Origin of the sequence: Streptomyces sp. NPDC001663 (genome assembly GCF_042893105.1) — a bacterium.
Classification (GTDB): Bacteria; Actinomycetota; Actinomycetes; order Streptomycetales; family Streptomycetaceae; genus Streptomyces.
On the sequence record NZ_JBIAUR010000026.1, the window covers coordinates 1 to 21,032 of the forward strand.

Sequence of the window (21,032 nt, forward strand, 5' to 3'; positions counted from 1 at the left end):
GGCGTTGATTTTTGGCACGCTGTTGAGTTCTCAAGGAACGGACGCTTCCTTCGTACTCACCCTCACGGGCTTTCCTTCGGGCGCTTCCCTTCGGTCTTGCGTTTCCGACTCTATCAGACCGTTTCCCGGCCCGATTTCCTCGGCGCTTTCCAGGTTCCCGCTTTCGCGTTTCCCTTTCCGGCGATTCCGACTCTATCAGATCCTTTCGGACCTGACTCCCAGTCAGCGGGGCTTGTCCTCGCGGCCCGCTGGGCCGTTCCGACGAGTGAGACTTTAGCGGATTCCCGGCTCCCGAGCTAATCGGGACCGCGTCCTTTCGAACGGGGATTCCTCATTTCGCAAATACACATGCCAATTAATCGACGCCGGACAGATCGACTCGGCTGCCGAGTAGTGGTTGGTACTTGCGGAATGGCTGTCCGGGGACCGACCGAAGTCGGCGCTCACGTCGGACAACTCGGAGAACACTACGTACCGGGCCGAGGCGTGTCAACTCGCCTCCGGGCCGCACCCGTGAGGCGTACTCTGGCGCCATGACTACGCGTACGTGCACCCAGCTGTGGTGGGCCGCCTGACGGCGGCCGAGTTCACGTATGCACTCAACGGCCGCCGCCTCGGCGGCCGTTCTCGTTTCTCCCTCCAGAACTCCTGAGGGGCGGCCGGCCGGGACGGCGGCTCCGACCAGAAGGTGGAGTGGAGATGACACGGGTTTTCAGCGGGGTCAAGCCGACCGGGCACCTGACGCTGGGGAACTACCTGGGAGCCATGCGGCAGTGGGTCACGGTCGACCAGCACCGGGCGGACGCGCTGTTCTGCGTCGTAGACCTGCACGCGCTGACTGTGGACCACGATCCGGCGCGGGTGCGCAGGCTCAGTCGGCAGGCGGCGACGCTGTTGCTGGCGGTGGGGCTGGATCCGGAGCTGTGCACCGTGTTCGTCCAGAGTCATGTCGATGAGCACGCGCGGCTGTCGTACGTGCTCGAGTGCGTGGCGACCGACGGTGAGATGCGCCGGATGATCCAGTACAAGGAGAAAGCGGCTCGTGAGCGGGAGCGGGGCGGAAGTGTGCGGCTGTCGCTGCTGACGTATCCGGTGCTGATGGCGGCGGACATCCTCGCGTACGGGGCCGACGAGGTGCCGGTGGGGGACGACCAGGCGCAGCACGTGGAGCTGACACGGGATCTGGCCGTGCGGTTCAACCAGCGCTACGGGCATACGTTCGTGGTGCCTCGGGCGACGCTTCCGGCGGTGGGCGCGCGGGTCATGAACCTGCAGGATCCGATGTCGAAGATGGGGAAGAGCGACGATGCCGGGCCTGGGATCGTCTATCTGCTCGACGAGCCGGATGTGGTGCGGAAGAAGGTCATGCGGGCCGTGACCGACAGCGGGCGGGAGGTCGTGTACGACAGGGAAACGCGGCCGGGCCTCGCCAATCTGCTGGAGATCCTCGCCGCGTGCACGGGTGGGAACCCCGAGGAGCTGAGCGGTGTATATGAGTCGTACGGGTCCTTGAAGAAGGACACCGCAGCAGCCGTGGTCGAGCTCCTCAGGCCCGTACAGGAGAGGCACAGGGCGCTGTGCGCCGATCCGGGCTATGTGGAAGGGGTGCTGCGGGATGGTGCGGAGAAGGCTCGGGCGATGGCCCGGCCGACCGTGGATGCCGCTTATCGCGCGATCGGGTTGCTGCCGGCGGCGCCGGTCGATACCGGACTCGTGCTGAAGGCCGCTCGGTAGGCGCGTGGGCTGGTGGCGAGTCGCGATGCGAAGTGCTGGCGCATCGTGACCTCGCTGCCGAAGCCGGCGCGGCGGGCTACTTCGGGCATGGGCAGGTCGGTTCGCTCGAGGAGTTTCTGGGCTGCGGCGAGGCGCTGGTCGAGGAGCCAGCGGAGCGGTGGTGTGCCGGTCTCTGCCGTGAAGTGGCGGGCGAAGCTGCGCGGGGACATGCCTGCGCGGGCAGCCAGGTCGGCGACCGTGAGTGGTTCGTGCAGGTGGCGCAGGGCGTGTTCGCGTACGGCGGCGAGGGTGTCGGCGTCGCGGTCGGCTCGCGGAGTCGGGTGCTCGATGAACTGTGCCTGGGTTCCGGTGCGGAAGGGGGCGGTGACCATCGAGCGGGCGATGGTGGCGGCCGCTTCGGCACCGTGGGCCTGGCGGACGAGGTGGATGCAGAGGTCGATGCCTGCTGCGGTGCCTGCCGCGGTCCAGATGTTGTCGTCCTCGATGAAGAGAGCGTCAGGGACGAGGGTGACTTGGGGATGGTGTGCGCGGAAGAGCTCGACGAGGTTCCAGTGGGTGATGGCGCGGCGGCCGTCGAGGAGGCCGGCTTGGGCGAGGGTGAAGGCGCCGCCGCAGAGTCCGGCAATGGTGGTGCCGCGGGCGTGCGCGCGGTGGAGGGCTTCGAGGACGGGGGTGGGTGCGGGTGTGAGGTGGTCGTCGAGGCCGGGGATCACGATCAGATCCGCGCGCGACAGCCAGGCGAGGGAGCGGTCGGGGAGGAGAGCCATGCCTCCGCGCATCGGAATGGGGGTGGTGTCGGTGGCGACGCGGCGGAGGTCGAAGGCGGGAGCTCCGCGGTCGGTGCGGTCGGTGCCCCAGACCTCGGTGATGACGGAGACGTCGAAGGCGCGGATGCCGGGGAAGGCGACGAGGGCGACGCGGTAGGTGTTCTCTGCGGCCTCTGCGGCGTTCTCCATGGCTGGCAGTAAACCATCGATCGCTGTCTTTTCACCCTCTGGGGAGAGCTCGCTGCCGGCGGGAGGATCGTGGGCATGGAGATCGCGGAGAACGCAGCACTGGTGGTCGTGGACGTGCAGAAGGGCTTCGAGGAGGCCGACTTCTGGGGGCCTCGGAACAACCCGGGAGCCGATGACAACATCGCGGCGCTCATCGACGTCTGGCAGTCGACGGGGCGGCCGGTCGTCTTCGTACGGCATGACTCGCCGAAGCCTCGGTCGCCGCTGCGGCCGGGGTACGAGGGGAACGACTTCAAGGAGTACGTGCAGGAGAGGAGGGGGAAGGGGGCCGGTGCCGAGCTGTTCGTCACGAAGACCGTGAACTCGGCCTTCCTCGGGACGCCGGATCTGGCTGCCTGGCTGACGGCGGAGGGGATCTCGCAGTTCGTGCTGGTCGGGATCCAGACCAACATGTGCGTGGAGACGACGGCTCGTATGGGAGGGAATCTCGGGTACGACGTGGTGGTCGCGTACGACGCGACGTACACCTTCGATCTGGAGGGGCCGTTCGGCTGGCGGCGCAGTGCGGACGAGGTTGCGCAGGCGTCGGCGGTGTCGCTGCACGGGGGCGGCTTCGCGCGCGTGGTGACCTCTAAGGAGGTGGTGGACGCCGCGGGGTGACCGCCCCCGGGCGGTGGGAGCGTCAGCTCTTGTTGCCGGAGGCCAGTTCGCGGCTGCGGTCGCGGGCGGCTTCGAGGGCGGCGATGAGTGCGGCTCGTACGCCGTGGTTCTCGAGTTCGCGGATGGCGTTGATGGTCGTGCCCGCGGGGGACGTGACGTTCTCCCGGAGCTTGACCGGGTGTTCGCCGCTGTCGCGGAGCATGGTCGCGGCGCCGATCGCGGACTGGACGATGAGGTCGTGGGCCTTGTCGCGGGGCAGGCCGAGGAGGATGCCGGCGTCCGTCATGGCTTCGACCAGGTAGAAGAAGTAGGCCGGGCCGGAGCCGGAGAGAGCGGTGCAGGCGTCCTGCTGGGACTCGGGGACGCGGAGCGTCTTGCCGACGGCGCCGAAGATCTCCTCGGTGTGGGCGAGGTGGTCGGCGGTGGCGTGGGTGCCGGCGGAGATGACGGACATGGCCTCGTCGACGAGGGCGGGGGTGTTCGTCATGACGCGGACGACCGGGGTGCCGGTGGCGAGGCGGTCCTCGATGGAGGCGGTGGTGATGCCGGCGGCTCCGCTGATGACCAGGCGGTCGGCGGGGACGTGGGGGGCGAGTTCGTCGAGGAGGGCGCCCATGTCCTGCGGCTTGACCGTGAGGATCAGGGTGTCGGCGGTCTTGGCGGCTTCCGGGTTGGTGACCGGGGTGACTCCGTAGCGGGTGCGGAGTTCTTCGGCTCGTTCCTGGCGGCGGGCGGTGACCAGGAGGTCGGCGGGGGCCCAGCCGCCGCGGATCATTCCGCTGAGCAGGGCTTCGCCGATCTTGCCGGTGCCGAGGACTGCGACTTTCTGGGTCATGGCGCGGGTGCCTCCGGTGGTTGCGTCGTCCGGGTTCATCCTTGCACCGGGGGCGGGTGTGCGGCTCGGGTGTCCGGTGGGCGGGACGTTGCCCTGCGGGTGGGCGTCGGGCTTTTCTCGCCCCCGCCGCCCCTACCCGTCCCGTCCCAGGGGCGCTGCCCCTTCGGCCCCGCCAGGGGGCTCCGCCCCCTGGACCCCCGATCGGCCTGAACGGCCTCGTCCTCAAACGCCGGACAGGCTGGATGGTACCGACCGGCATCCACCGGGCCGGCCCGCTCCGTCACGCTGTCCTTCGCCTCAGTGTTGCGGCTCCCAGGCCAAGTACAAGCAGGGCGCAGCCCGCCACGATCAGGGCGTCCCGTACGAAGTTGGCTGTCATGTCCGTGTGTTTGAGGACCTCGTTCATGCCGTCCACCGCGTAGGACATGGGGAGGACGTCGGAGATGGCTTCCAGGGCGGGGTGCATGTTGTCGCGTGGGGTGAAGAGGCCGCAGAGGAGGAGCTGAGGGAAGATCACCGCCGGCATGAACTGGACCGCCTGGAATTCGGAGGCCGCGAAGGCCGAGACGAAGAGGCCGAGGGCGGTGCCGAGCAGGGCGTCGAGCAGGGCCACCAGGAGCAGGAGCCAGGGGCTGCCCGTGACGTCCAGGCCCAGGAACCAGACCGCGAGGCCCGTGGCCAGGGCCGACTGGATGATCGCGAGGGTGCCGAAGGCGAGGGCGTAGCCGGCGATCAGGTCGCCCTTGCCCAGCGGCATGGCGAGGAGGCGTTCGAGGGTGCCGGAGGTGCGTTCGCGCAGGGTGGCGATGGACGTGACCAGGAACATCGTGATGAGGGGGAAGATGCCGAGGAGTGACGCGCCGATGTTGTCGAAGGTGCGCGGGCTGCCGTCGAAGACGTAGCGCAGCAGGAACAGCATCACGCAGGGGATGAGGATCATCATCGCGATGGTGCGCGGGTCGTGGCGGAGCTGGTGCAGGACCCGGGCCGCGGTGGCGGTGGTGCGGGAGGCGTTCAGGGCGCTGGTGGGCGCGGGCGTCATCGTCGTACCGGACGGGGTCGTCATGGTCATGGGGTCGTCTCCTTTTCGCGGGCGGCGGCCGTCGCCTCGTCGACCAGGTGCAGGAAGGCCGCCTCGACCGTGTCCGAGCCGGTGCGGGTGCGCAGGGCGTCGGGGGTGTCGTCGGCGAGGATCTCGCCCTCGCGCATCAGGAGCAGGCGGTGGCAGCGCTCGGCCTCGTCCATGACGTGGGAGGAGATGAGGAGGGTGGCGCCGCGGGTGGCGGCGATGTCGTGGAAGAGGTTCCAGAGGTCGCGGCGGAGGACCGGGTCCAGGCCGACGGTCGGTTCGTCGAGGACCAGGAGTTCGGGGGTGCCGAGGAGGGCGACGGCGAGGGAGACGCGACTGCGCTGGCCGCCGGAGAGGTTGCCGGCGAGGACGTCGGCGTGGCTGGTGAGGTCCACGTCGGTGAGGACGCGGTCGACGTCCTGGCGGCGGTCGGCGCCCGCGCGGCCCGGGGCGAGGATCGCCGTGAAGTAGTCGAGGTTCTGACGGACCGTCAAGTCGTCGTAGACGGAGGGGGCCTGGGTGACGTAGCCGATGCGGGTGCGGAGGGTGGGGTGGCCGGCGGGGCGACCGAGGACGTCCAGGGTGCCGGTGACCTTGGCCTGGGTGCCGACGATCGAGCGCATGAGGGTCGACTTGCCGCAGCCGGACGGGCCGAGCAGGCCGGTGATCTGGCCACGGGGGACGGTGAAGTCGAGGCCGCGCAGGACGGTTCGGGGGCCGCGGACGACGGTCAGGCCCTCGGCCCGGACGGCGGTACGGGCGCCTTCCGGGTCCGGCGGGTCGGCGGCGTTCCGGGTTTTATTCATCATGCGATGAACATTCCTCCTCCGGAGCGGGCCGTGTCAAGCGCGGCATGTCAGACGGGATGCAGGCGGGTCGTACGGGGGCGCAGGCGCGCGTGGGTGCGAACGGAGCGAGGGGGTCCGGTTCCTATGCCTCCGGGTTCACCGGGCGGACACATGTGCCCAGTGCGCGATCAACTCCCCTGACCGACAATGGATTTCAGTGCGAGGTCATATGCCGCGCACGGAACTTCGCCGTGCCCTCCCCCGGTTCGGCACCCACGCATCTCCCGCTCGATCACCGGAGGTGCTCCCGTCATGCGCATGCGTTGTGGCGTACGCAAGGCCGATCTGTTCGCTTCTCTCGTCGTGTTTCTCGTCGCGCTTCCGTTGTGCGTGGGCGTGGCCATCGCCTCGGGTGTGCCCGCCGAACTGGGGCTGGTCACCGGCATCGTCGGCGGGCTGGTCGCCGGGGCGCTGCCCGGCAGCAGCCTGCAGGTGAGCGGGCCGGCGGCCGGGCTGACGGTGCTCGTGTACGAGGCCGTCGACTCGTACGGCGTCGAGGTGCTCGGCGTGCTGGTTCTCGGCGCCGGGCTGGTGCAGCTGGGGCTCGGGGCGCTGCGCCTGGGGCGGTGGTTCCGGGCCGTGTCGGCGGCTGTTGTGCAGGGGATGCTCGCCGGCATCGGGCTGGTGCTGGTCGCCGGGCAGGTGTACTCGCTGGGCGACGCGGCCGCGCCCGCGACCGGGCTCGGGAAGATCGCCGGGCTGGTGTCGCTGCCGGGCCTGGTCGATTCCGTGGCGTTGTCAGTGGGGGGTGCCACCATTGCCGTATTGCTGCTGTGGCCGCGTTGGCGCAGGGGTGCGCGGGTGGTGCCTGCGCCGTTGGTGGCGGTGGCGGTGGTGTCGGCGGTGACCGGGGTGTTCGACCTGGGGGTGCGGCGGGTCGACGTGCGCGGGCTCGTCGACGCGGTGCGGGTGCCGGAGGCGGCGGACTTCGGACGGCTTACGGAAGTGGGGGTGATCGGGACCGTTGTGGCGTTCGCGCTGATCGCGTCGGCGGAGTCGTTGTTCAGCGCGGCTGCGGTGGACCGGCTGCATCGCGGGCCGCGGACGGATTACAACCGGGAGCTGATGGCGCAGGGCGCGGGGAACGCGGTGTGCGGGGTGCTGGGGGCCCTGCCGATGACCGCGGTGATCGTGCGCAGCGCGGCGAATGTGCAGGCGGGGGCGCGGACCAAGGCCTCGCGGGTGCTGCACGGGGCGTGGCTGCTTCTGTTCACGGCCGTCGTGCCCGGGGTGCTCGGGGTGATTCCGGTGGCGGCGCTGGCCGGACTGCTGGTGTACGCCGGGTGCAGGCTCGTTCCGGTGCGGGAGGTGCGGGCACTGTGGCGCGGGCACCGGGGCGAGGTGGTCGTGCTGGTGGTGACGGCGGGAGCGATCGTCGTCGGGAATCTGCTGGAGGGCGTGTTGGTGGGGCTGGCGCTGGCCGTGGGCAAGACCGCGTGGGACGTCAGCCATGTGCATGTGGAGACCGAGGACCGGGGGGACGCGGGGGTCGTCGTACGGGTGTTGGGGCATGCGACGTTCCTGCGGCTGCCGAAGCTGCTGGAGGCGTTGGAGGCGCTGCCGCACGACCGGGCTGTGCGGCTGGAGTTGGGCGGCTTGCGGCATGTGGACCATGCGTGTGCGGCGGCCCTGGAGGGGTGGGCCGCCGCGCGGGGTCATGAACCGATGGCCACGAGCAGCTCGACGACGTAGGTCTCCTCGACGATCCCGTCCGGGAAGACGGCGAGCAGGTGGTCCCGCTCCTCGGCGAGGAAGGCGCGGGCGTTCTCCTCGCCGTGGACGAGGAAGATCGAGTGGCTGCCGATGTTGGCCAGGTGCCGGTCGACGGGGACGTGGCGGCTCCAGCGGACCCTTCGGTGCTCGAAGTGCAGGCGGCCGGTGGGGTCGGCGAGGGCGGAGCGGACACCGCTGCCGTTTCTGTCCACGATCCCGTCGCCGCCGAAGTGACGCCCGATCCGGACCGTCTGCTCGTCGATCCACGGCACGTCCAGGGCGCTCGTGTTCCACCACAGCGCGAGCGCCCCGCCCGGCCGCAGCACGCGCAGGGCCTCCGGCACCGAGTGGGCCGGGTCGGTCCAGTGCCAGGCCTGGGCGTAGGTGAGGAAGTCGGCGGAGGCGGTGGCGAGCGGGAGGGCGTTGCCGCTGCCGCGGACGATCGGGACGTCGGGGAGGCTGCGGCGGAACTGTGCCGCCATGCCCTCCCCGGGCTCCACGGCGATGACGTCGGCGCCGCGGGCGCGCAGCAGGGCGGTCGCGATGCCGGTGCCGGCGCCGATGTCCGCGACGCGGGCGCCCGTCAGCGATCGGCCGGCCATGTCTTCGACCGCGTCGAAGAGGGCGGGCGGGTAGGAAGGGCGGTTGGCGGCGTACTGGGCTGCGGCGACGTTGAAGGAGTGCGCGCGGGTGGTGTGGGAGGAAGCCGTCATACGGCCATGGTGGCCCGGATGCGTGCAGGGGGCAGTGAGTTTTTGGTGAGAGGCGGCTGAGGCCGCCGCCGAGATCCGTCGGCTAGGAGCGGCGGCGCTTCTTCCTCTGCGGGTTGCCTGTGCGGCGGGACGTGCGCTTCTCGTGTTGTTTCAGGGCCGTCTCGTACTCCTCGCGGTGGAGTTTCTCGCCGGGGGCCTCGGTGAGGGAGCGGAAGAAGTAGGCGAGGAGGGAGCCGACGAAGCCGATGGCCAGGAGACCGCGGAGGGAGGCCTGGCGGTCGGGGTCGGGGCGCTTGCCGAAGGAGTCCCAGGTGTGGCGGAAGGCCAGCGCGCTGCAGACCGCGAACATGACGACGATCAGGACGGTGACGAAGGCGCCGGTGTCGGCGAGTTGGACGCCGTCGAAGGCGAAGCGGAGGACGAGGCAGGAGGCGGCCGCGGTGGCGAGGGAGCCGACGGCGACTCCGATGCGGCGGGGGGTGTAGCCGTTGTCGTGGTTCACCCAGGTGGTGCCGAAGAAGCGGAGGGGTTCTGGGCGGGGGCCCGTGGAGCCCGCGGTGTCCTGGGTGCCGGTTTCGTCGCTCACGGGACGATTATGGCTCCCGGGTTGCCGCGGGCTCCCTGCGGGTTCAGCCGCAGCGGGAGGCTATGTAGCCGTCGCTGCCGGTTTTGACGTAGGTATCCGAGATGTACTCACCGCTGTCGATGTTGTCCCAGATGTTCGACGTGCCGTAGTAACCCGAGACCGTCGTGCCGGGCGTCTGGCAGAAGATCGGGACGCTCGATCCTTCGGGCAGGACACGCACGATGGTGTAGTTCGTGCCGGGTCCGCTGCGGACGTTCACTCGGACACCGGGTGCGATCGGGTAGGTCTTCACGGTGGCCGCGTTCGCGGTGGCCGCCGAGCCCATCACCATGAGCAGGGCGCCGGCCGCGCCCGCGAACAGGACGGATCTACGTCTTCCGGAAGTCATCAGGGTCCTTCGGAGAGTTGGTCAGCCGCAGCGGGAGGCCACGTAGCCGTCGGTACCGGTGAGCACGTAGGCGTCGGAGACGAACTCGCCGTCGTCGATGTTGTCCCAGATCTTCGAGGTGCCGTACGGGCCGGTCACCGTCGTGCCCGGTGTCTGGCAGTAGATCGGGACCTTCGCGCCCTCGGGAAGGACCCGGACGATGCCGTACTGGGTTCCCGGGCCGCTGCGGACATTGAGGCGGACGCCCGGTGCGACCGGGTAGTAGTGCACGGCTGCCGTGACGGCGGCGGCCGCCGTGACGGCCTTCCCCTCGCCGCTCTCGGCTTCTTCGACGTGGTCAACAGACATGAAAAACCTCCCCCGTTGAGCCCCATGAATGCCATGGGGTCCCGTTCATTCCCCTAAAACACGCCATGAAACACATGTACGCAACTCGCTCGCGAACGCTAGCAAGCCGCCTCCGTCTCGTACGAATCATCGACTAGGCTCCGTGCGTCGCGCGCGCGGATGAACAGCACGGGGGTGGTCCCATGGCGCCACAGCACAACACCGGAGCGGGCGCGGAAGCGGAACTTCCCGAGTACGCCGGTCACTACCGCCTGGAGTCGTGCCTCGGCTCGGGCGGCATGGGTGTCGTGCATCTCGCGCGGAGCACCTCCGGGATGAAGCTCGCCGTAAAGGTCGTACACGCCGAGTTCGCCAAGGACCCCGAGTTCAGAGGGCGGTTCCGGCAGGAGGTCGCTGCGGCGCGGCGGGTCAGCGGTGCCTTCACCGCGTCCGTGGTCGACGCCGACCCGGAGGCCGAACGGCCTTGGATGGCCACGCTGTTCATTCCGGGGCCGACCCTCTCCGATCATGTGAAGCGGAACGGGCCCATGCCTCCTGCGCAGTTGCGCCGTCTGATGGCGGGACTGGCCGAGGCGCTCCGCGACATCCATCGCGTCGGGGTCGTGCACCGGGATCTGAAGCCGAGCAATGTGCTGCTCGCCGAGGACGGGCCGAAGGTCATCGACTTCGGTATTTCTCGGCCAAAGGACAGCGAACTGCGCACGGAGACCGGGAAGTTGATCGGCACCCCTCCCTTCATGGCCCCGGAGCAGTTCCGGCGGCCGCGGGAGGTGGGGCCCGCCGCCGACGTGTTCGCGCTCGGGTCCGTCCTGGTGCACGCGTCGACCGGGCGCGGTCCGTTCGACTCCGACAGTCCCTACGTGGTCGCCTACCAGGTCGTACACGACGAGCCGGATCTGACCGGCGTACCGGAGGACCTGGCGCCGCTGGTGCTGCGCTGCCTCGCCAAGGAGCCCGAGGACCGTCCCACGCCCGACGAACTCATGCGGGAACTGCGGTCGGTGTCCGCCTCGTACGACACACAGGCGTTCATACCGGCGCAGCGCACGGTGGGCGATCCCCCGCCTCCGGAGCCCCGCGCCAAGGCCTCGCCGTCGCAGCCGCCGGCCAAGGGGCGCCTGCGCAGGAAGACGCTGCTCGTGGCCGGTGCGCTCGTCCTGGTCACGGGCGGTGTGTTCGCATCGGTTCAACTGCTCGGCCAGGAGTCCTCCCCCGCGAAGGGGGCCACACCACACGCCACCACCTCTGCGGGAGTTCGTACGTGGGCGACGACGCCGGTGTCCGGTGGCGAGGGCCCGCCCCGCTGCTCGTACGGCGTGGGGAAGCTGGTCTGTGTCCGGCCCGGCGTGGTCTTCGCCGTCGCCCCGTCCGACGGCAGCCTGCTGTGGCGGCATCGTGCGGATACGACGCGTTGGAGTGTCCCGCCGGTGCTCTCAGGAGGTCTCGTACAGCCCTTGGCCGACCACGGCCACCGACTGGAGGCGCTGGACCCCGCTTCGGGCAAGGCACGCTGGGAGCGGAACGTGACCGCCTACAACCTGGTGAAGCAAGTCGGCGGCATGCTCCTGCTGACCCACGCGGACGGCACGGTCAGCGGCGTGGACAGCGCGACCGGCGACACCAAGTGGACCCGGACGATACCGGGGAGCTACCGCACGTCCTCCTTCGTCTCCTTCGCGGGCGACCGGCTGGCGTACATGACGAGCGTCTCCTACGACGGGTCGAGAACGCGCGTCACCGCCGTGGATCCGGTCACCGGCGACGTGCGGTGGGACACCCGGCTGAACGGCTCCCTCAAGCCCTTCGGCGCCTCCGGCGGCTCCGTGTTCTTCCTCTCCGTCGACAACGTGTACGGGGACACGCACGCGGTGGTCCGCTACACACCGGAATCCAGCTCGGCGCTCAGGGTGCCGCTGCCCGTGAAGCGCCAGAGCGCCCGCGCCACCGTGCGCGGCGACGTCGTCTACCTGCTGGCCACAGGAGGCTCCCTCGAAGCCGTCGACATGGGCAAACGCAAGCAGCTGTGGCACCTCGAGACGTCCGTGAGCCGGGGTTCGGCACCGGTCGTCGACAGCCGTCACGTCTACATCAGCGCCGCCGACGGACGCCTGCTCGCCGTGGACGCCCGCAAGGGGACACTGGCCGGACAGACTCCCGCACGCCTCGGGAGCGACACAGGCGACGTGCCGGCCAGCCTGCCCGAGCCCGTCATCGCCGACTCCCGCGTCTACGCCACCGCCCCCGACGGCACCGTCTTCGCCGTCAACGCCCGCAAGCCGTCGGCCTGGTGACGCAAAAGGGGCCGCCTCCGAAGAGACGGCCCCTGTGAAACCTCAGCCCGGCTTCGAGCGGCGAGCCCTCAGCCCAGCTTCGAAACGTCCCGCACCGCGCCCTTGTCCGCGCTGGTCGCCATCGCCGCGTAGGCCCGCAGTGCCGCCGAGACCTTGCGCTCGCGGAACTTCGGGGCGTACACCCCACCCAGCGCCGCCTCGCGTCGCGCCAGCTCCGTCTCGTCGACCAGGAGCTCGATCGTGCGGTTCGGGATGTCGATGCGGATGCGGTCGCCGTCCTCGACGAGCGCGATCGTGCCGCCGGACGCGGCCTCCGGGGACGCGTGGCCGATGGACAGGCCCGAGGTGCCGCCCGAGAAGCGGCCGTCCGTGATCAGCGCGCAGGTCTTGCCGAGGCCGCGGCCCTTGAGGAAGGACGTCGGGTAGAGCATCTCCTGCATGCCCGGGCCGCCCTTGGGACCCTCGTAGCGGATGACGACGACATCGCCGTCCGTCACCTGCTTGTTGAGGATCTTCTCGACGGCCTCCTCCTGCGACTCGCAGACGACCGCCGGGCCCTCGAAGGTCCAGATCGACTCGTCGACGCCGGCCGTCTTCACCACGCAGCCGTCGACCGCCAGGTTGCCCTTGAGGACCGCCAGGCCGCCGTCCTTGGAGTACGCGTGCTCGGCGGAGCGGATGCAGCCCTCCGCCGCGTCCTCGTCCAGCGCCTCCCAGCGCTCGGACTGGGAGAAGGCCTCCGCGGAACGGACGCAGCCAGGGGCCGCGTGCCACAGTTCGACCGCCTCAGGGGACGGCGAGCCGCCGCGCACGTCCCACGTCTTCAGCCAGTCCGCCAGGGACGGGCTGTGGACCGAGTGGACGTTCTCGTTCAGCAGACCGGCGCGGTGCAGCTCGCCGAGCAGGGCGGGGATGCCGCCGGCGCGGTGCACGTCCTCCATGTAGTACGTGCGGGTCTTCGCGACGTTCGGGGCGACCTTCGCCAGGCACGGCACGCGGCGTGAGACCTCGTTGATCTCCTCCAGGCCGAACGGGACGCCCGCCTCCTGGGCCGCCGCCAGCAGGTGCAGGATCGTGTTGGTCGAGCCGCCCATCGCGATGTCCAGGGCCATCGCGTTCTCGAAGGCGGAGAAGGTCGCGATCGAGCAGGGCAGGACCGTGTCGTCGTCCTGCTCGTAGTAGCGACGGGTGATGTCCATCACCGTGCGGGCCGCGTCGACGTACAGCTGCTTGCGGGCCGTGTGGGTGGCCAGCACCGAGCCGTTGCCGGGGAGGGAGAGGCCGATGGCCTCGGTCAGGCAGTTCATCGAGTTGGCGGTGAACATGCCGGAACAGCTGCCGCAGGTCGGACAGGCGTTCTCCTCGATACGGAGGATGTCCTCGTCCGAGATCTTGTCGTTCACGGCGTCGGAGATCGCGTCGACCAGGTCGAGCGTACGGACTGTGCCGTCGACCAGCGTGGCGCGGCCGGCCTCCATCGGGCCACCGGAGACGAAGACCGTCGGGATGTTCAGGCGCAGGGCCGCGTTCAGCATGCCCGGCGTGATCTTGTCGCAGTTGGAGATGCAGATCAGGGCGTCGGCGCAGTGCGCCTCGACCATGTACTCCACCGAGTCCGCGATCAGGTCCCGGGACGGGAGCGAGTAGAGCATGCCTCCATGCCCCATCGCGATGCCGTCGTCCACGGCGATCGTGTTGAACTCGCGCGGGATGCCGCCCGCCTCCACGATCGCCTCGCTGACGATCCGGCCGACCGGCTGCAGATGGGTGTGGCCCGGCACGAACTCCGTGAAGGAGTTGGCGACCGCGATGATCGGCTTGCGACCGATGTCCGCGCCGGGTACACCGGAGGCGCGCATAAGGGCGCGGGCGCCCGCCATGTTGCGGCCGTGGGTGACTGTGCGGGACCTCAGCTCGGGCATCGTCGCTCGCTCCTTCAGAGACGGTCGTCAGAGACTTCAGAGACGGTCGTAAGAGACTTCTGACTGCTAACGAGCGTACGCCGGTCATCCAGGGGTCGGGACAGGGTGTCCGGATTGCGGAATGCCCGTCTCGACAACGCGGCGGGGACCCGGCGCTCAGGGCCCGGTCAGATGCCCCTGCACCACCGGCGCCACCCGCGCGATGATCTGCTCCACGTCCGCCGAAACCAGCGGCTCCACCTTGATCACGTACCGCAGCATCGCGCACCCCACGAGCTGCGCGGCCGCCAGTTCGGCGCGCAGCTCCGCGTCCGGCAGGTCCAGTTGGGCGGCGATGCGGCGCAGCAGCTGGGAGGCGATCAGCCGGCGGAAGACGGCGGCCGCGGCCTCGTTGTTGACGGCGGAGCGCACGATCGCCAGCAGGGGCGTACGGGTGGTGGGGTTCTCCCAGATGCCGAAGATGAAGCGGGTCAGGCGCTCGCCGACCTCCGCCGCCGGGCCCTCGGCCACCGCCTCCGGCGCGTTCAGCGCGGGCGCGAAGGCGACCTCGATCGCCGCCTCGAAGACCTGCTCCTTGGTGCCGAAGTAGTGGTGCACCAGCGCCGAGTCCACGCCGGCCGCCTTCGCGATGCCCCGTACCGAGGTCTTCTCGTAGCCGCGTTCGGAGAACTCCTCGCGGGCCACGGTCAGGATGCGGTCGCGGGTGTCGGCCGATTCCGTACGAGTACGTCGGCCCCGGCGCCTGGAGGAGGCGGCCTCGGTCACGGCCTGGGCACCTTCACGGCCGAGGCGAGATGGAGGCGCGTGAAGGCCAGCGCCTCCGCCAGGTCGGCCTCGCGTTCGGCGCCGGACATGGCGCGCCTGGTGTTGACCTCGATGACGACATGGCCGTCGAAGCCGGTCAGGGCGAGGCGTTCCAGCAGCTCGGCGCAGGGCTGGGTGCCACGCCCCGGCACGAGGTGCTCGTCCTTCGCCGAGCCCCTGCCGTCCGCGAGGTGGACGTGGCCGAGGCGGTCGCCCATGCGGTCGACCATGTGCATCGCGTCGGAGCGGGCGGTCGCGCTGTGACTGAGGTCGATCGTGAAGTGACGGTAGTCCTCCTTCGTCACGTCCCAGTCGGGGGCGTACGCGAGCATCTCGCGGTCGCGGTAGCGCCAGGGGTACATGTTCTCGACGGCGAACCGCACGTCCGTCTCGTTCGCCATGCGCCAGATCCCGGCGACGAAGTCACGGGCGTACTGGCGCTGCCAGCGGAACGGCGGGTGGACGACGACCGTCGTCGCGCCGAGCTTCTCGGCCGCCGCCCGGGCGCGCTGCAGCTTGACCCACGGGTCGGTGGACCACACGCGCTGCGTGATGAGCAGGCAGGGGGCGTGGACCGCCAGGATCGGGATGCGGTGGTAGTCGCTGAGTCTGCGCAGTGCCTCTATGTCCTGGCTGACCGGGTCGGTCCACACCATGACCTCGACCCCGTCGTACCCGAGGCGCGCGGCGATCTCGAACGCCGTCGCCGTGGACTCCGGGTACACGGAGGCCGTGGACAGCGCGACCTTCGCATCCGGGATGCGTACGACTGGCTCCGCCATGCCGACAGGTTACGGGGTGCGGGTGGCCGGGGGCCGCGCGCCTATTCGCCGTTGTGGGATTCGCCATAGGCGGGTGTGGGTTCGTGGGGGCTTGTCGCGCTGTTCCCCGCGCCCCTCAAAGCACCTGCGCGGACCCCATGTGATCCAGTCGACGCAGGATCACGCCCTCCCGCAGGGCCCAGGGGCAGACCTCCAGGCTCTCCACGCCGAACAGGTCCATCGCGCCCTCGGCCACCAGGGCGCCCGCGAGCAACTGTCCCGCACGGCCCTCCGAGACGCCCGGCAGCTCCGAGCGCTGGGCGGTCGACATTCCCGCCAGCTGTGGGACCCAGGCCTCAAGGGACTCGCGCTTGAGTTCCCGCTGGACGTACAGGCCCTCCGTGGAGCGGGCCGCGCCTGCAATGCGAGCCAGTTGCTTGAAGGTCTTGGACGTGGCCACGACGTGATCCGGGGCGCCGAAGCGGGTGAACTCGCCCACCGTGCGGGCGATCTGGGCGCGTACGTGGCGTCGCAGGGCCCTTATGGACTCCGGGTCGGGCGGGTCGCCGGGGAGCCAGCCGCTGGTGAGGCGGCCGGCGCCGAGCGGGAGGGAGACCGCGGCGTCCGGTTCCTCGTCGATGCCGTAGGCGATCTCCAGGGAGCCGCCGCCGATGTCGAGGACGAGCAGCTTGCCCGCGGACCAGCCGAACCAGCGGCGGGCGGCGAGGAAGGTGAGCCGGGCCTCCTCCTCGCCGGTGAGGACCTGCAGCTCGACGCCGGTCTCGGTCTGCACGCGCGCGAGGACGTCGTCGGCGTTGCTGGCCTCGCGCACGGCGGAGGTCGCGAACGGGAGGAGGTCTTCGACGCCCTTGTCCTCGGCTGCCTGGAGCGCCTCGTGGACGACGCCGATCAGTTTGTCGACGCCGTCGGGGCCGATCGCCCCCGACTCGTCGAGGAGTTGGGCAAGGCGCAACTCCGCCTTGTGCGAATGCGCGGGCAGCGGGCGCGCGCCCGGGTGCGCATCCACCACCAGCAGATGCACCGTGTTCGATCCAACGTCGAGGACACCGAGTCTCATGTACGGAACGCTACTGCCACCTGGGCAGTCCTCCGTATTCCATGGGGCGGCGGGGGCCTTACGCTGGTCCTGTGCCAAAGACGAAAACGGCGAAGAAGGACAAGTCCGCCAAGGGTTCTTCGCAGGTGAAGCCGGCGAAGAAGGCGACGATGTCGAAGAAGGCCCGGGAAGCAGACGAGAAGGGCCTCGACTTCGCGCGCGCGTGGGTGGAATTCCCTGATCCGGCGGACGACGAGCAGGTCTTCCGGTGCGATCTGACATGGCTGACCTCTCGCTGGAACTGCATCTTCGGCAGCGGCTGCCAGGGCATTCAGGCGGGCCGCGCGGACGACGGGTGCTGCACGCTGGGCGCCCACTTCTCCGACGAGGACGACGAGAAGCGCGTGGCCGGGCATGTGGCGAGGCTCACGCCGGAGATCTGGCAGCACCACGACGAGGGCATGGAGCACGGCTGGGTCTCGGAGGACGAGGACGGCGACCGCCAGACGCGTCCTTACAAGGGCTCGTGCATCTTCCAGAACCGGCCCGGGTTCGCGGGCGGCGCGGGCTGCTCGCTGCACATCCTCGCCCTGAAGGAGGGCCGCGAGCCGCTGGAGACCAAGCCGGACGTCTGCTGGCAGCTGCCGGTCCGGCGCACCTACGACTGGATCGACCGGCCCGACGACACCCGTGTGCTCCAGGTCTCGATCGGTGAGTACGACCGCCGGGGCTGGGGTCCGGGCGGCCATGACCTGCACTGGTGGTGCACGTCGGCGACCTCGGCGCACGGCGCGGGCGACCCGGTGTACGTGTCCTACCGGGCGGAGCTGACCGAGCTGATGGGCAAGGCCGGCTATGACCGCCTCGTCGAGCTGTGCGAGCAGCGGCTGGCCTCGCAGCTGCCCCTGCTGGCACCGCATCCGGCGGACCCCGTCGACTGACGGCATTCGGGCCTACGAGGCCTACGGCGCCGGCGAGGAGGACGGGCTCGGGGCGCCGCTGCCCGTGGGCCCGGGTGTCGGGCCGCCCGGATCGGACGGGGCCGAGCCCGTGGGGGTGGGCTGCGGGTCGGAGGACGAGGGCGGGTCGCTCGAGGTGGGGTTCGTGGGTGCCGTGGCGGTCGGGGTCGGTTCCGGGTCGGTCGGCGACGGGTCGTGCGGGCTCGTCGGTGCGGGGTCGGTGGGGCTGGGCGCGGTGCCGTAGCCCTCGATGGAGACGACGGCTCCGGCCGGTGAGATCGCCACCTGCGCGCTCCAGGAGCCGGACGGCTCGCGCAGAGAGTCGACGTACACCTTGATCGTCAACGACTGGCCCGGCGCGAGCGTTCCCGAGGACTGGCTCAGGTAGAGCCAGGAGACTCCCGTGGCCGCCGACCAGCGCACGGATTCGGAGCCGGTCGCGGTGAGGGTGACGAGCGTGGTGTCGCCGCTGTTGCCGGCCGAGACCTCGAGGTGTCCGGCGCCCTTCGCGCCGGCGATGCTGATGACCTCCACGGAGACATCGGGCTCGGCGCCGTTGCGGAAGCGGTTGTCGGTCTTGGTGCTGGCGTTTCCGGCGTTCTCGTAGCCACCCGCCGCCTCGCCGTCGAGGCTGTCGGGGCCGTGCGCCTCGCTGGCGGTGGCGGAGCGCCCGTCGACGGCCTCGGCGGCCGGTGAGCCGCGGTAGGCGGCCCAGAGGGCGAGCACGGGGGCCGCCACGACGGTGGCGACGACCGTCGTGGTGACGGCACGCGCGCGTAGGCGGTCCCGGCGGGCGGCGTGGTCCTTCGGGTCCATGGGGAAGCCGCGCCGGTCGAACCGGGGCACCACCCCGCCACGCGCGCGTGGCCGGTGCTCCAGCGCCATGTGCACGGCCGCGCGCGGTGCCTCCAGGACGGGGAGCTCGGCGGGGGTGACCATCGCGCCGGGCCAGCGGCCGGGCATGCCGCGCTCGGCGCTGCGGCGACAGCGTGGGCAGTCGTCGACGTGCCGGACGAGCTCCTTGCGCAGGGCCGAGCTGAGCACCAGCTGGTTGTCGCCGGTGAGCCGGGCGACGCTCGGGCAGCCGCCGGTCTCGACGACGGCGAGGGCCGCGCGCGTGCGCTCGACCTCGCAGGCGGCGGAGGCCAGCAGTTCGCGGGCGTTCGCGAGATCCATGCCGAGCACCGCGGCGACCTCGTGGGCGGCGAGGTGGTGGCGCACGGCGAGTTCGAGGGCCTCGCGCTGCTCCGGGCTGGTGCCGGCGGCCTCCGGCCAGGCGAGCAGGGCGAGTTCGCGGCGGCGCTGCTCCTGGACCTCGTCGGCGACGGGAGGTTCGGCGGGCTGCTGCTTCTCGGAGCCGTGCCGCCCGGCTGCGTGCGTGCTCTGACGTTTCTGCTTGGCCTCGGCCAGCTTGCGCAGACAGGCCCAGCGGGCCAGCGCGTACAGCCAGGCGCGGCGGTCCCCGGCCGACTCCGGACCGCGGCGCTTCTCGGCGAGCGCGAGGGCCTCGCCCAGGGCCGCGGTCGCCGCGTCGTGGTCGCACAGCACGGACAGGCAGTAGGTGAACATCCCGTCCAGATACGGCTCGTAGCGCGCGGGAGGGCGCTGCGCCAGCGTGCGCGCCGCGCCGCGGTCACGAGCCTCCCGGCGCGCCCGGTGTGCGCCGGTGGTGCGGGTCGAGGTCTCCGGACTGCTGCTCGTCATCCGTGGACCGTAGGCGCCGGAGAGCAGGCCCTTCTTCCCCCTTGAGCACATTTACTCCGTACGGGTGAAACGATCCCTCAATAGGGGACAGGAACCCTTCGTTCCGTGGCCGGTTCGCGATGGGCGGTGGCCGATTCACCGGGGTGAGCATTCGGCCGGCGGCCGCGTTGTCAGTGGCGGCGGCTACGGTTCTCGACATGGCCACCCGCACCAAGACCACCAAGGACCGCCCGTCCTACCGCTGCACGGAGTGCGGCTGGCAGACGGCCAAGTGGCTCGGTCGCTGCCCCGAGTGCCAGGCCTGGGGGACGATCGAGGAGTACGGCGCGCCCGCGGTCCGTACGACGGCACCGGGCCGCGTGACCACCTCCGCGGTGCCCATCGGCCAGGTCGACGGCCGCCAGGCCGCCGCGCGCTCGACCGGCGTGCCGGAGCTGGACCGGGTGCTCGGCGGCGGGCTCGTGCCCGGCGCGGTGGTGCTGCTCGCGGGCGAGCCCGGTGTCGGCAAGTCGACGCTGCTGCTGGACGTGGCGGCCAAGTCGGCGAGCGACGAGCACCGCACGCTGTATGTCACGGGCGAGGAGTCGGCGAGTCAGGTGCGCATGCGCGCCGACCGCATCAAGGCCATCCACGACCACCTGTATCTCGCCGCCGAGACCGATCTGGCCGCCGTGCTCGGCCACTTGGACGCGGTGAAGCCCTCACTGCTCATCCTCGACTCGGTGCAGACGGTCGCCTCCCCGGAGATCGACGGCGCCCCCGGCGGCATGGCCCAGGTGCGCGAGGTGGCCGGCGCACTCATCCGCGCCTCCAAGGAGCGCGGCATGTCCACCCTCCTCGTGGGCCATGTCACCAAGGACGGCGCCATCGCCGGACCCCGCCTCCTCGAGCACCTCGTGGACGTCGTCCTCAGCTTCGAGGGCGACCGGCACGCGCGCCTGCGTCTCGTACGGGGCGTCAAGAACCGCTACGGCGCCACCGACGAGGTCGGCTGCTTCGAACTGCACGACGAGGGCATCACGGGCCTCGCCGACCCAAGCGGACTTTTCCTGACCAGACGTGACGAACCGGTCCCCGGCACCTGTCTGACGGTCACCCTGGAGGGCCGCCGCCCCCTGGTCGCCGAAGTCCAGGCGCTCACCGTCGACTCGCAGATCCCCTCCCCCAGGCGTACGACATCCGGGCTGGAGACCTCCCGCGTCTCGATGATGCTCGCCGTTCTGGAGCAGCGCGGCCGGATCAGCGCGCTCGGCAAGCGGGACATCTACTCCGCGACGGTCGGCGGAGTGAAGCTCTCGGAGCCGGCCGCCGACCTCGCGGTGGCCCTCGCGCTGGCGTCCGCGGCCAGCGACACCCCGCTGCCCAAGAACCTCGTCGCGATCGGCGAGGTGGGCCTTGCGGGCGAGGTCAGACGGGTCACGGGGGTCCAGCGACGGCTCGCGGAAGCGCACCGTCTGGGCTTCACCCACGCGCTCGTTCCGGGCGACCCCGGCAAGATCCCTCCCGGCATGAAGGTCCTGGAAGTCGCGGACATAGGGGACGCCCTGCGGGTCCTTCCGCGGTCCCGTCGTCGAGAGGCCCCACGGGACGAGGAGGACCGCCGGTAGACTTTGCCCTGGTCTCGCCCATCCGTACGAACAGAACGTTGACACGGGGGCGCCCCAGAACCTGCGACCGGAGGAGT

Annotated in this window: 19 protein-coding genes; 6 read left to right on the forward strand and 13 right to left on the reverse strand. The window is 70.6% G+C overall.

The genetic code is table 11. From position 1 onward, the window contains the following. The first annotated feature begins 699 nt into the window (after window positions 1-699). Complete coding sequence (gene trpS, locus ACFY1L_RS50500; protein WP_388841897.1) at window positions 700-1,734, forward strand: tryptophan--tRNA ligase; 1,035 nt, start codon at window positions 700-702, stop codon at window positions 1,732-1,734. On the opposite strand, the gene ACFY1L_RS50505 is transcribed toward trpS, so the two are convergent. Next, on the reverse strand, window positions 1,665-2,690 hold the full coding sequence (locus ACFY1L_RS50505; protein WP_388841900.1) for a GlxA family transcriptional regulator: 1,026 nt from the start codon (window positions 2,688-2,690) through the stop codon (window positions 1,665-1,667). The two genes, trpS and ACFY1L_RS50505, sit on opposite strands and share 70 nt — an antisense overlap. A 75-nt stretch (window positions 2,691-2,765) precedes the next feature. Between ACFY1L_RS50505 and ACFY1L_RS50510 the strand changes: the two genes are divergently transcribed. Then, window positions 2,766-3,350 carry a cysteine hydrolase family protein gene (locus ACFY1L_RS50510; RefSeq protein WP_388841902.1) on the forward strand — a complete coding sequence of 195 codons (585 nt, stop codon included), beginning with the start codon at window positions 2,766-2,768 and terminating at the stop codon, window positions 3,348-3,350. Window positions 3,351-3,372: 22 nt separating this feature from the next. Here the strand turns inward: ACFY1L_RS50510 and proC are convergent, their stop codons facing one another. From proC to ACFY1L_RS50525, 3 genes are all read right to left on the reverse strand, one after another. After that, window positions 3,373-4,185, reverse strand: a complete 813-nt coding sequence (gene proC, locus ACFY1L_RS50515) for a pyrroline-5-carboxylate reductase (protein WP_388841904.1) — start codon at window positions 4,183-4,185, stop codon at window positions 3,373-3,375. Between the two features lie 280 nt (window positions 4,186-4,465). After that, window positions 4,466-5,257 (reverse strand): ABC transporter permease, encoded by a 792-nt coding sequence (locus tag ACFY1L_RS50520; protein WP_388841906.1) that lies wholly within the window; start codon window positions 5,255-5,257, stop codon window positions 4,466-4,468. Continuing rightward, a complete protein-coding gene (locus tag ACFY1L_RS50525) occupies window positions 5,254-6,063 on the reverse strand; it encodes an ABC transporter ATP-binding protein (RefSeq protein ID WP_388841908.1) in 810 nt (269 codons plus the stop codon). Before ACFY1L_RS50525 ends, ACFY1L_RS50520 begins: the two co-directional genes overlap by 4 nt. Window positions 6,064-6,360: 297 nt before the next feature. Between ACFY1L_RS50525 and ACFY1L_RS50530 the strand changes: the two genes are divergently transcribed. Further along, entirely contained in the window at window positions 6,361-7,794 is a 1,434-nt protein-coding gene (locus tag ACFY1L_RS50530) for a SulP family inorganic anion transporter (protein WP_388842165.1), read from the forward strand. Here the strand turns inward: ACFY1L_RS50530 and ACFY1L_RS50535 are convergent. The 4 genes from ACFY1L_RS50535 to ACFY1L_RS50550 all read right to left on the reverse strand — a co-directional run bounded on the left by ACFY1L_RS50535 (window position 7,758) and on the right by ACFY1L_RS50550 (window position 9,850). Further along, window positions 7,758-8,528, reverse strand: a complete 771-nt coding sequence (locus tag ACFY1L_RS50535; RefSeq protein ID WP_388841910.1) for a class I SAM-dependent methyltransferase — start codon at window positions 8,526-8,528, stop codon at window positions 7,758-7,760. The two genes, ACFY1L_RS50530 and ACFY1L_RS50535, sit on opposite strands and share 37 nt — an antisense overlap. An 82-nt stretch (window positions 8,529-8,610) precedes the next feature. Continuing rightward, window positions 8,611-9,114 carry an EamA/RhaT family transporter gene (locus ACFY1L_RS50540; protein WP_388841912.1) on the reverse strand — a complete coding sequence of 168 codons (504 nt, stop codon included), beginning with the start codon at window positions 9,112-9,114 and terminating at the stop codon, window positions 8,611-8,613. Window positions 9,115-9,157: 43 nt separating this feature from the next. After that, a complete protein-coding gene (locus ACFY1L_RS50545) occupies window positions 9,158-9,445 on the reverse strand; it encodes an SH3 domain-containing protein (RefSeq protein WP_388842167.1) in 288 nt (95 codons plus the stop codon). Window positions 9,446-9,523: 78 nt separating this feature from the next. Then, on the reverse strand, window positions 9,524-9,850 hold the full coding sequence (locus ACFY1L_RS50550) for an SH3 domain-containing protein (protein WP_388841914.1): 327 nt from the start codon (window positions 9,848-9,850) through the stop codon (window positions 9,524-9,526). Between the two features lie 182 nt (window positions 9,851-10,032). On the opposite strand from ACFY1L_RS50550, the gene ACFY1L_RS50555 reads away from it, so the two are divergent. Next, entirely contained in the window at window positions 10,033-12,141 is a 2,109-nt protein-coding gene (locus tag ACFY1L_RS50555; protein ID WP_388841916.1) for a serine/threonine-protein kinase, read from the forward strand. 68 nt (window positions 12,142-12,209) lie between these two features. Here the strand turns inward: ACFY1L_RS50555 and ilvD are convergent, their stop codons facing one another. The 4 genes from ilvD to ACFY1L_RS50575 all read right to left on the reverse strand — a co-directional run bounded on the left by ilvD (window position 12,210) and on the right by ACFY1L_RS50575 (window position 16,706). Beyond that, window positions 12,210-14,063: a dihydroxy-acid dehydratase gene (gene ilvD, locus ACFY1L_RS50560; RefSeq protein WP_388841918.1), complete on the reverse strand. Its 1,854-nt coding sequence runs from the start codon at window positions 14,061-14,063 to the stop codon at window positions 12,210-12,212. Between the two features lie 156 nt (window positions 14,064-14,219). Further along, window positions 14,220-14,828, reverse strand: a complete 609-nt coding sequence (locus tag ACFY1L_RS50565; protein WP_388841920.1) for a TetR family transcriptional regulator — start codon at window positions 14,826-14,828, stop codon at window positions 14,220-14,222. Beyond that, window positions 14,825-15,649, reverse strand: a complete 825-nt coding sequence (locus tag ACFY1L_RS50570) for a sugar phosphate isomerase/epimerase family protein (RefSeq protein ID WP_388841922.1) — start codon at window positions 15,647-15,649, stop codon at window positions 14,825-14,827. The genes ACFY1L_RS50565 and ACFY1L_RS50570 overlap by 4 nt, the downstream gene beginning before the upstream one ends. Before the next feature lie 115 nt (window positions 15,650-15,764). Next, complete coding sequence (locus ACFY1L_RS50575; protein WP_388841924.1) at window positions 15,765-16,706, reverse strand: Ppx/GppA family phosphatase; 942 nt, start codon at window positions 16,704-16,706, stop codon at window positions 15,765-15,767. A gap of 71 nt (window positions 16,707-16,777) precedes the next feature. Here ACFY1L_RS50575 and ACFY1L_RS50580 point away from each other — a divergent pair, with 71 nt between their 5' ends. Further along, a complete protein-coding gene (locus ACFY1L_RS50580; RefSeq protein WP_388841926.1) occupies window positions 16,778-17,626 on the forward strand; it encodes a hypothetical protein in 849 nt (282 codons plus the stop codon). Between the two features lie 21 nt (window positions 17,627-17,647). Here the strand turns inward: ACFY1L_RS50580 and ACFY1L_RS50585 are convergent, their stop codons facing one another. Continuing rightward, window positions 17,648-19,348: a hypothetical protein gene (locus ACFY1L_RS50585; RefSeq protein WP_388841928.1), complete on the reverse strand. Its 1,701-nt coding sequence runs from the start codon at window positions 19,346-19,348 to the stop codon at window positions 17,648-17,650. A 197-nt stretch (window positions 19,349-19,545) separates the two neighbouring features. On the opposite strand from ACFY1L_RS50585, the gene radA reads away from it, so the two are divergent. Further along, window positions 19,546-20,955 carry a DNA repair protein RadA gene (gene radA, locus ACFY1L_RS50590; protein ID WP_388841930.1) on the forward strand — a complete coding sequence of 470 codons (1,410 nt, stop codon included), beginning with the start codon at window positions 19,546-19,548 and terminating at the stop codon, window positions 20,953-20,955. Window positions 20,956-21,032: the final 77 nt, after the last annotated feature.